Here is a 10,760-nt window from a genome sequence, read left to right on the forward strand (position 1 = left end):
AAAAAATGTGTGATTTTTTCGCGAAATCATGTAAAAAAAAAGGGAGCAAAAGGATTACCATGATAGAAGGATCTAATCATGGAGGTTATCAAAATGGAGCTTATTAAAGGAGATGTAACCGTCGTCGGCGGAGGTATTGCTGGGATATGCGCTGCCATTGCTGCCGCACGCCAAGGGCTGCAAGTGTCACTTATTAATGATCGACCGGTTCTTGGGGGAAATGCGAGCAGCGAGGTCAGGGTTCATATCAACGGGTCGGCATATCTCGGAAACAGTCCATCCTATTATGCACGCGAAGGAGGGTTGGTGGAAGAACTCAAGTTGAAGATTTTCCACTATAATCCGTTATACAACAAGAAGCTGATGCTTTCGCTTTCGGATACGGTCTTGTTGGATATGGTCTATGCTGAGCCTAACATTTCTCTATTTCTGAATACATGCGTGCATGAGACGGGCATGGAGAACGGCAGAATTAAATGGGTGGAAGGCCTTCAATTGGCTTCCGAAAGGAAATTCCGTTTTGAAAGCCGAACCTATATCGATTGCTCTGGAGATGGAGTTGTCGGATATCAGGCAGGTGCTCTCTTCCGATGGGGGAGAGAAGCGAAACATGAATACAAGGAAGAATTGGCTCCTGAAGTGGCGGACCATTACACCATGGGCGATACGATCCTGTTTCAAGCCCGTGACGTAGGATATTCCGTTCCATACAAAAGACCTGGCTTTGCGTATGATATTACGAAGTTGGCCTTTTTCGATAGTATCAGAAAAGGCTTAAACCATCGGGCTTTTCCAAGAAAAATCAACGGGCTTGGCGGATTGTGGTGGCTGGAATACGGCGGACATATGGATATTATCAAAAATAATGAAGACATCGCGTTGGAGCTGCGGAAATTGGTATACGGGATTTGGGATTATCTCAAAAATAGCGGTGAATTTGATGATGTAGACAATCTCATTTTGGATTATGTATGCCCGATCCCGGGAAAGCGGGAGTCGAGGCGGTTTATTGGGGATCACATGTTGTCTCAGAACGATCTCACAGCAAAGCCGCATTTCGAAGATGCTGTATCCGTCGGTGGATGGTATATGGATTTACATGCTAATAAGGGCATCTACGATGAGGGACCGGCTACAGCTTGGAATTTCGTGCCTGGATTGTACAATATCCCTTTCCGCAGTTTATATTCACGAAATATTTCTAATCTCATGTTCGCTGGTCGCAATATAAGTGCTACCCATGTGGCTTTCGGATCTACAAGGGTTATGGCAACCTGCGGTTGTATGGGGCAGGCGGTTGGAACAGCTGCTTCGTTGTGCTCGAAATATGAGGTAGACCCCGCGGCCATAGTCGAAGCTCATATGGGGGAGCTGCAGACGCTATTGCTTCGAGACGGACAAACCATTGTAGGCCTTCAAGAGGAATTGGATCCTTACTTCGCTGACGGATTAACTATTCGTGCCTCGTCTCAGCGCAGCTATGACAATCTTCATCCAACCGAAGAGATTTCCTTGGAGAAAGGGTTATGTTTGGTCTTGCCGATTCAGACATCCGTGGCTGAAAGCGTACGGTTCAAAATTAAAAATAGCTCCAATCATTCGAAAACTCTACATGTGAAGCTTTTTGGCGGGGAATGGAAGGAAAACTACATTCCAACCAGCGAGTTGAGAGACTACCACTTGGTTATTACAGCCGGTCATGACGACTGGATTACGCTAGACTTGGACTGCAAGAAACCGGCTGACGACAAAATCTACATCATATTGGAGGGCACGGCGAGCCTTGCCATATACGGTAATGAAGAGAAATTGACAGGAGCGGTCAGCTTCCACTATAGGCCGGAAGAGCCGTCCAGGCTGAAGAAATTCAATAAGAGCATTTGCTTTAAGGACCTGATGCCAGCTCAGAATATGTATAGTCCTGAGAATGTTGTCAATGGCTACTCCAGACCTTATGGCCAACCGAACGGCTGGATTTCTGAACATTCGGAAGGACAGGAATGGTTGGAATTCTGTTTTGCAAGCCCCAAAAATCTGGACGAAATCCATCTTGTTTTTAATTCGCAGCTGGATTTGGAGCATTTCAACGACCCGATTGAGTCCCTTATCCAAGATTATGATATGACCTTGACCTTAGAAGACGGAACCGAGAGGACAATCATAACTCGTGGAAATTATCTCACGTTGAATAAACATAAGATAGATGCGAATGGTGTAACCCGAATCCGGATAAATTTCGGAGCAACTTATGGTTCGCCTTATTTTGAAGTGTTTGCTGTGAAATTGTTTGCTCCTAAAATCGATAAATGAGGACAGGTGAAGTCACGATGAAGGAATTATTCCCTCGTAAAGGGCTCCCCAATATAATTCAAAAATTGGAAAATGGGGATACCGTAACAATCGTCTATTTCGGCGGCAGTAATACACGTTCTGAAGGCTACAGGGTTATGACGGCGGATTGGTTTCGTAAGCAATATCCTAAGGCGGATATCCGCTCTGTGAATGCAGGCATTGATGGGACAGGATCGGATTTGGGTTGTGCCCGTTTGGAGACAGATGTACTGCGTCATCGACCTGATCTAGTATTTGTTGAATTTGTCGGTAATGATGGCGGAGATCCCGAATCCAAGGCGCGGATCGAAGGGATTGTCCGTCAGATCCGCAAGCGGAGCCGGTTTACTGATATCCTGTTCGTTTATACGCTGAAGGAGCGGGATGTGGCCTTATTTCAGTCTGGAGAATACCAGAAGGGGGCTCTAATGCAAGAGGAAGTGGCCGACTATTACGGTATTCCTTCGATTCATCTGGGCGTAGCGGTCAGTCACTTGGTGTCGGAGGGAAAACTCGTTTTCACCTCAAGGGAAGACGTGTCCATTTCCGGAGCCGTTGTTTTTACACATGATTCGATCCATCCGACTATTCCCGAAGGACATCAGATTTACACGGATACGATCACCCGGTCATTTGAGAAAATTAGAGAACTTCAGGATCATCCAGGAAGGTCAGTACATCACTTACCTCAGAATCCGTTGGTCCCGGCTAATCCTTGGGAATATGCGAGCATGCTGTCATTGGATAGTCTTACCGATTTTTCCGCAGGATGGTCTTACATGACTCCCGATGATTGTGCTTTAGTACGCGAGTACAATTGGTTGTTCCCCGGCCTGTGGCGAGCAGTCGATCCTGGAGAGGCTATTACGGTGCAGTTCGAGGGAACCCATATCGGGTTATTCGATATCGGGGGGCCTGATTCTGGCAGATTGAAGGTGTCGGTGGATGGTGGGGAACCCTTTATTGTCGATCGATTCACACTACACAACGATCATAATCGTAATCAGTATGTATTCTTGCCGGAGCTCCCGAATGGGAAACATACGGTGCGCTTCGAAGTCGATACCGAAAAGACAGACAAAGCGGCTGTATTTGAGGCATGCGGCAATGAACGAAGTATTGAGCATGTTCGGCAGCATCCAGATTGGTATGATCAAACGGTGATCCAGCTTGGGAAGTTGTTATTGGTGCAGCCGCCATTATAATTAATCATAAGGTTTTCTCCAATTGAAAGACCTATATCATACTGACTGCAGTTGAGCGGCCAGTTATGATGTAGGTCTCTTTTTTAAAGGAAGACAAAGTCGTTTCTTCTTGCTTAAAATCTTATAAGAAATTCTTGAAATCAAAGAAATTTCACAGTTACGTGACATGCTATGATAAAAACGACGGAGCGGGTTTAGCCAGAAGAATACGGCTGATTGCTTCTTTATGATCTTAGAACAAAGGAGGGTTTTATTATTTTGTAAGCGTTATCAACTTAAGGGAGGCTGTGAGTTGTATGATAAAAAGGAAGCTGTTTTTCTTAATCGTTTTCATCGTGACGATATTAGTTCCTTTCAGCCTAGACGGAATAAGGACCGCTTATGCAGAGACCTTACCGTATAAGACGATTATCATCGATGACGGGAGCATCACGATCAATGATGTTGTGACACCTGATGTGGGTAACGAGAACAACGGATATTCGGCTCCAAATTGGACCACAAGTACAGGGGTGAAGGGGTATGATAACTCCAGCTCCAAATATACGAGTACAGCAGGCAGAACGATATCATGGAATCCACGATTGGAAGCAGGAACGGCGAGAATTTCGTTATACAAGCTTAACTGGGAAGATAAAGCGGATAGCAATGTAAAAATTGAAATCGTCCACAATGGAACGACGGATGTTCTCTTTATGGATTTGAGACCTTCATTTGGCGCTTCTGTGGGATGGGTTGATTTGGGAGAGTACTATTTTTCCGGAGTTGGTAACGAATTCGTTAGATTAACTCGGTCTACCAGCACAACCAGCACGATACTTACTCGTGCAGATGCGGTCAAGTTCGAAGGGAATATTCAGCAAAAAGAGCCTCATAAGACGATCATCATTGATGATGGAAGCCTCACGATTGATGATGTCGTCACCACTGATGTAGATAACGCAAATAACGGGTTCTCCGCTCCTGATTGGACTACAAGTACGGGAGTGAAGGGATATAATAATTCTAGTTCCAAATTTACCGATGCAGTAGGAAGAAGCATCACATGGAATCCGCGATTAGAAGCAGGGACGGTGAAAATTTCATTCAACAAGCTTGATTGGGCGGATAAAGCAGACAGTAATGTTAAAATCGAAATTGTTCACAATGGGATTACGGATGTCATGTTTATGGATCTGAGACCCTCGTCGGGGCCATCGGCCGGATGGGTTGATTTGGGGTCCTATTATTTCAGTGGTGATGATAGCGAATTTGTCAGACTGACTCGAACACAACCTACGACCGGAAAAATCATTACGCGGGCCGATGCGGTCAAATTTGAAGGGAATATACGGCAGCAAGCTCCGCCGTTGCCTCCGCTGCGCAGCCGTACATTGGCGAATCTCAGTTACACGGAAAAAGGCAGCATCGAGAATGCCAGCTATAAGGCTACCTTTTATGAAGCTGCTTGGGATGAAGGCAAAACCATCGTTCGTGATATGTTCTACAAGGATACGGATACGGGGAACTGGATGCCTGTTAATAATGTGGCGGAAAGACTTGAAGAACAATGGGTCTTATTGGATGGGAATGCGGGGAGTCGAACCAATTATTACGATACGATGAACAAACGCTGGATTACATTCGACGAGATCAATTTCCCAGACAGCCACACGGCGATATTAACCGATTCTTCACATGAAAGCGATTACGATTTACAAGTGAACTGGTCTATGTCAGGGGACAAACCTGATGTTTCCTTCGCCTTTACACCTCGCAAGGATGGCAATTATGTAATCGGTTATCAGTCCTTCACAACAGAGCAAATCTCAGACGTCAATGAAGTGTTAAATGGTTTCAGATCACACGCCAAAATGGTAGGTTCAGTGGAATCAACAAGCTTAAGGGAACTAAGCGCTCCGATGAGTCTAATTGAGAAGAATGACGGTTCGGGGAATCCATTGACATATGGGGTATTTGTACCGTCGGATGAGCTTCCGGTTGAATTTGAACCGACGGGAGGCGTTACGAAGCAAAGGCTTGGCATGAGCCTTGTCAACAACGAAGGCAGCGTGCAGCCAATCTTGTATGCTCCTCAATTAGGGACCTATTCGCAAATGAACGCAGAAAGCACTTATCAATTTCATATGGGACTAATCGCTCAAAAAAGCAAATTGTATGAGTCCTACGCGGATATTCTTCGCAAAGAGTACGGTTATTCTGCATACCGGGAAAATGTATCAGATCAGTCGCTTACTGACGCGATGTTCAATATGATCGATTTACTTAAGATAGATCCGCAAGGGGATGACTCTGTTGATTATGTCCCGTCACCCAGCGGGTGGTGGAGCCGTGCCAAGGGCTTTATTGACATCGAAAACGAGGATAGCGTTCGAACAAGCTCGAATGCAGTTCTTTTGGGGGCTTACTATTTGACTGGGGATAACCAGCTCTACGATACGAGAGCATTGCCGTCGGTCCAGTATGGCTTATCGCGAAATGGTATAGGCTGGTCGCCTACGCAAAAGCCAGTATACGGTGTGCCGTCGTTATGGAAAATGGCAACCTTGCCGTTTGATTTTTCAAGCGTAACCGCTATCAATCAGATGATGGGTACTTCGGCAGGAATTGGAGCACTGGCACAGGAAGAATACCTCGTGCGTGATCCTGACCAGAAAGACCGGGGTCCTGTCATTCAACCCCTGATGATGTATCGTATGACGGGAGATACGCAGTATTTACAGGCTGCCAAGGATGCAGCCGACAGCTATATCATGCAGCATATTGATACGCCTGCATCTGTTAATGTTAGTAAAAATGAGTTCATTTATTATTATAGCAAGCTGTGGATGGAGATCTTGGAGCTTTACGAGGAAACTCAGGATCCCAAATACTTGAATGCTGCTTATAAGGAAGCCAAACGGTATGCAACGATGTTCGTTGCTCGTCCGGTTCCTGAAGGTAGCGTTACGATTCCGCAGCCTGAGACGTATAATTACGCGGAGTCGTTCCATTGGCCGGAAAGTGGTAAATATCAATATCCTCGGATCAAGCTCCCAGAAGATGTAGCCGGAGGCGTACAAGCGGATAGTTGGCTTGTTTCTCCCAATGGATTGACGTTTGAAGCGGGAAGTACAACTGGCTATTATCGGATGAATGCTCAGGAAGCTCCATTCATGCTGAGATTGTCGCTCTATACAGGTGATAAACTGCTGCAGGATATTGCTCATAATGCAGTTATTGGACGATATTCTAGTTATCCAGGTTATTACTATAAGGGCTTCGCCGTTAGCCAACTTGAGCCAGAGTTTCCTCTGGAAGGCCCAAGCGGGGCTACATCCATCTATTATCACCATATCCCGGGACAGCTCGGGCAAACGATGGATTATTTGATCAGCGAACAAACGTTGAAATCGAATGGTAGTATTACATTTCCTTCTGTTTTTGAAACTAATTTTTTATGGTTCAAATATCACCTTTATGGAAATAAACCAGGGAATTTTTACGGTAATTCCGACGTTTGGCTCTGGATGCCCAAGGGGATTATCAAGACCAACCATCCTCAATTGAACTGGATAACGGGAGAGAGCGGGAATAAATTCTACATCGGGTTAAGTAACGAATCGTCAGCTGAAGTCCAGACTCCGATCGAATTGAATGCGCAAATCATTGGGTTCAACCCGGCACAAGATTATACCGTAACCATCATCCGCGACAATGGCATACCAGAGCAAGCGGTTATGAGTGGCGGAATCATTCAAGCCACGGTTTCAAGCAAGGGAATAACCGCTATCATTGTAGAAGGACTCAACATTGATGTGCCGCTGCACCAGGTCAGAACTGCTGATACATCGGATGCAAGCTATTTCTTCGATATCCACAGTCCAATAGATGCGGTTAAAGGTATGCTGATCGTCAAGCCCGACGAAACGGCCTATGATGCTTATGTGCAGGCAAAAACGACAAAACCAGCGACGATCCATTATTCCTTGGATGGCGGAGTAACGTATACAACCATTCCAGATACGATCTATCCGATGGAATGGTCGATACGGGTAAACGATTTATCCCAAACCTTCACTTATTATGTGGAATCGGATGGGAAACAGACCCGCAAGCGGACACTCTATTTGCCTGATCAAGTACAAGAAACTCCAGTTCAACCGGATTGGCAGGAGAGTTCATCGATCATTGTGGATAATACGGAGGCAGAGACAGAAGGCGTCTGGATACGGGATACAACGGCTAACGACTATTACTATGATAACTATGTGTACGCCAAATCGGCTGCCGGCACAGCGACAAGCAGAATTAAATGGCGGCCTGAGCTGCCGGAAAGTGTTACTTACAGTGTGTATTACAAGCTTCCGCAAATAACCGCTACAAGTGAAAATTGGGCAACGAATGCCTCATTTACCGTTTATTATAGTGGAGGCTCCGAGACGGTTACCGTTGATGAGACAACGGCCAATGGGACTTGGGTGCACCTGGGAGATTATCCTTTTGCAGCAGGCGATAGCGGATATGTCGAATTAACCAATAAGGCCAACAAGTCACGGGTAGTTGCCGATGCGATGATGTGGGTGGATCCAAACAGTATGCCGCAATTGGAGTCTGTGGTGATCCTGTCGGATCGGGATGAACTGCAAATGACTCAAACCGCACAACTAAGCGTGACCGGCTATTTGGATAACGGTCTGATTGGTGATCTATCACAGGCAAATGTGCAGTATTTCGTTGATCGAACCGATCTGGCTGAAGTGGACAGTAGCGGTATGTTGACCCTTCTAATTCTCGACGGAGAAACGGATCATATTGAGGTATGGGCCACTGTAACGATTGACGGGGTGACCTTAACAACACCTTCTATGACAATTGCGATCAGGGACTTAACGGTTATTGTCGACAGCACGAATACAACTGGGTTATACACGACAGAAGGATCTTGGAGCCAAAGCAATTTAGCTGGATACAAAATTGGGGTTAAGTCCCGTTATTCTACCGTTCAAGGTTCATCAGCGACGTGGAAAGGCCAGTTTCCAGAGGGGAAATATACGGTCTCCATTTACAAACTCGTCCATACGACGGCAAACGATAACTATGTCAAAGTGGAAGTGAAGCATCAGTCGGTTACCGAGGTTACGTATATTGATGCAACCGTCGGCTCATCAGGTTGGGTTAATCTAGGAACGTTCGACTTTACTGGAGACGGCAGCGAGTACGTTCGTCTAACCAGGGTTACTCCGACAACGGTAGATCCACCAACTCTACCTGCCGATATGATTTATACGAGGGCTGATGCAGTCAAGTTCGAACGGCATTCCGTTAGCCCGGAATTGCTTGCAAATGGGGTGCCAGGTAAACCGATACTTTCGAATAATAGCGGTGTTGCGACAGGTATAAATGATGGCAATTATGAGGTTACAATGAATATGTGGTGGGGAAACAATGGCTCACAGTATAAGTTGTACGAGAATGGTCAATTGATCCAAACGAAGTCACTGGCCGATGTTTCGCCAGCCGCCCAGACTTCCATTATTCCTATTCAAGGAAAGCCGAATGGAACCTATGTGTATACATGTGAGTTATCGAATTTGTATGGAACGACTTCATGTGATCCACACACCGTCACCGTGGCTGAGGCGAATCCCGGCAAACCTGTGTTGTCTAGTGACAACTGGGATCAAGATGGCGACTATAGTATTACTGCTAATATGTGGTGGGGCACGAACGCAGTACAGTATCGATTATATGAAAATGGCGAACTTATTGAGACGCAATCTTTATCTTCACAAACACCAAGTGCTCAATCGGCCATTACACAAATTTCAGGGAAATCTCCTGGCATCTATCACTATCGCGGTGAGTTTATGAATGGAAGTGGAACAACGGAAAGTGATACGATACAGATTATTGTAAAATAAACTTATGAGCTGAGTGGATGAGAACAATCCATTCGGCTTTTTTATTTCCTGGAATTTAGTATAGAGCTATACAAAAAGCTATTCTTTCAAGGCTCTCAACTGGGTGATATCTACATAATACTGCTCATGCTAGATTAGCAGGGCGTTTTCAACCAAACGTGGTAATTTGAACATGTCAAATTTGTTCTAATTCAGTATAAATAAGCGCTTACATTAGGGGGTGGCTAAACTTACAATAATGTCTAACCATTTAAATTTGGGAACTTCTCCTGCAACGGCGAAGAATTTCACTGTCATGGCTTTCATGCAAAGCTAGGTTGAATATTGGAGAGGAGGCTGTCATGGGGATTACAAGACGAAAACCAACGGTAATTATCTTGTTTACCGCTCTGATTGTTCTTGCTTTACTCATGTTGGGCTTAACTAACAAAAAGGCGGAACTGCCTGAAAATTGGATATTTACAGTAGATGGATACGCCGTAACAGAGGAAGAATTTCAATCTTTTGTCAAAGAGCAGAGAGCTATAACGGTAGACTATTTCTTCAGAACTTATGGGGCCCAAGTAGATGAGGGCTTCTGGACACGTCAATACGGCAAAAATCATGAAACCCCCTCTGAATACGCCAAAAATTCTGCGATGACAGCATTGCTAATGTCCAAGCAGGAGCAATTTATTGCAGACAAGCGAGGAATCGCCCCTTACCAAAGCTTTGATGAGCTTAAATCCGACATGGAAGAAGAAAATGTTAAGCGAGCTAAGATGGATGATTCAGGAGAGACTTACTATGGGTTGCCTCAGTTTGATTTATATCAATACATGCAATATTTAAGTGGCGCCCGTTGGCCGGATTTGATAGAAACCCAGGTAAAGAAAACGAAAATGAGCGACGCCCAGTTACAAGTTGAGTATGCATCAAAAAGTGCGGATTATATTCGTGTAGCTGATAAATTAACGGCTGCGTTAGCGACAGCGGGACAAGTCAAAGAAGAGAAAGTGCTAAATCGTTTAGATATATCCAAAGAAGATACCGAGTCTCTTAAGTTCTGGGAGTCTTTAGCTGCTGCTTCTGTAGGTGAGACAGTAATCGGTAAATATATGGGTGAGGATGTCGTTGCTACATTAACCACAAAACCGGAAATCACCAAGCTTAAACTGGAAGAAGTGAAAGATTCCATTCTATACGGATCGGCGGAGTCTGACTTGCGCGCGTTAATTGCAAATACGAATGAATTGAAGATCGTGTATAACGGTAATCGATTCAGTGAGTTTGTAGTGAACTAGAATAGTTAGTTTTTAAGTTTATAAAAATCTATGTCTAT

The 10,760-nt window shown here is 45.0% G+C and carries 4 protein-coding genes; all 4 read left to right on the forward strand.

From position 1 onward, the window contains the following. Positions 1-78 precede the first annotated feature (78 nt). The 4 genes from NSQ55_RS15725 (at position 79) to NSQ55_RS15740 (ending at position 10,722) form a co-directional block, all read left to right on the forward strand. The gene (locus tag NSQ55_RS15725; protein ID WP_339167929.1) at positions 79-2,310 is read left to right on the forward strand and encodes an FAD-dependent oxidoreductase; all 2,232 of its coding nucleotides are present in this window, start codon (positions 79-81) and stop codon (positions 2,308-2,310) included. A gap of 17 nt (positions 2,311-2,327) precedes the next feature. Next, entirely contained in the window at positions 2,328-3,536 is a 1,209-nt protein-coding gene (locus NSQ55_RS15730) for an SGNH/GDSL hydrolase family protein (RefSeq protein WP_076184889.1), read from the forward strand. A 296-nt stretch (positions 3,537-3,832) separates the two neighbouring features. Further along, a complete protein-coding gene (locus NSQ55_RS15735) occupies positions 3,833-9,439 on the forward strand; it encodes a hypothetical protein (RefSeq protein ID WP_339167932.1) in 5,607 nt (1,868 codons plus the stop codon). A gap of 341 nt (positions 9,440-9,780) precedes the next feature. After that, positions 9,781-10,722, forward strand: a complete 942-nt coding sequence (locus NSQ55_RS15740) for a hypothetical protein (RefSeq protein ID WP_339167934.1) — start codon at positions 9,781-9,783, stop codon at positions 10,720-10,722. The last annotated feature ends 38 nt before the right edge of the window (positions 10,723-10,760 follow it).

Source organism: Paenibacillus sp. FSL H7-0943, assembly GCF_037963265.1.
In the GTDB taxonomy this organism is placed as follows: domain Bacteria; phylum Bacillota; class Bacilli; order Paenibacillales; family Paenibacillaceae; genus Paenibacillus_AQ; species Paenibacillus_AQ odorifer.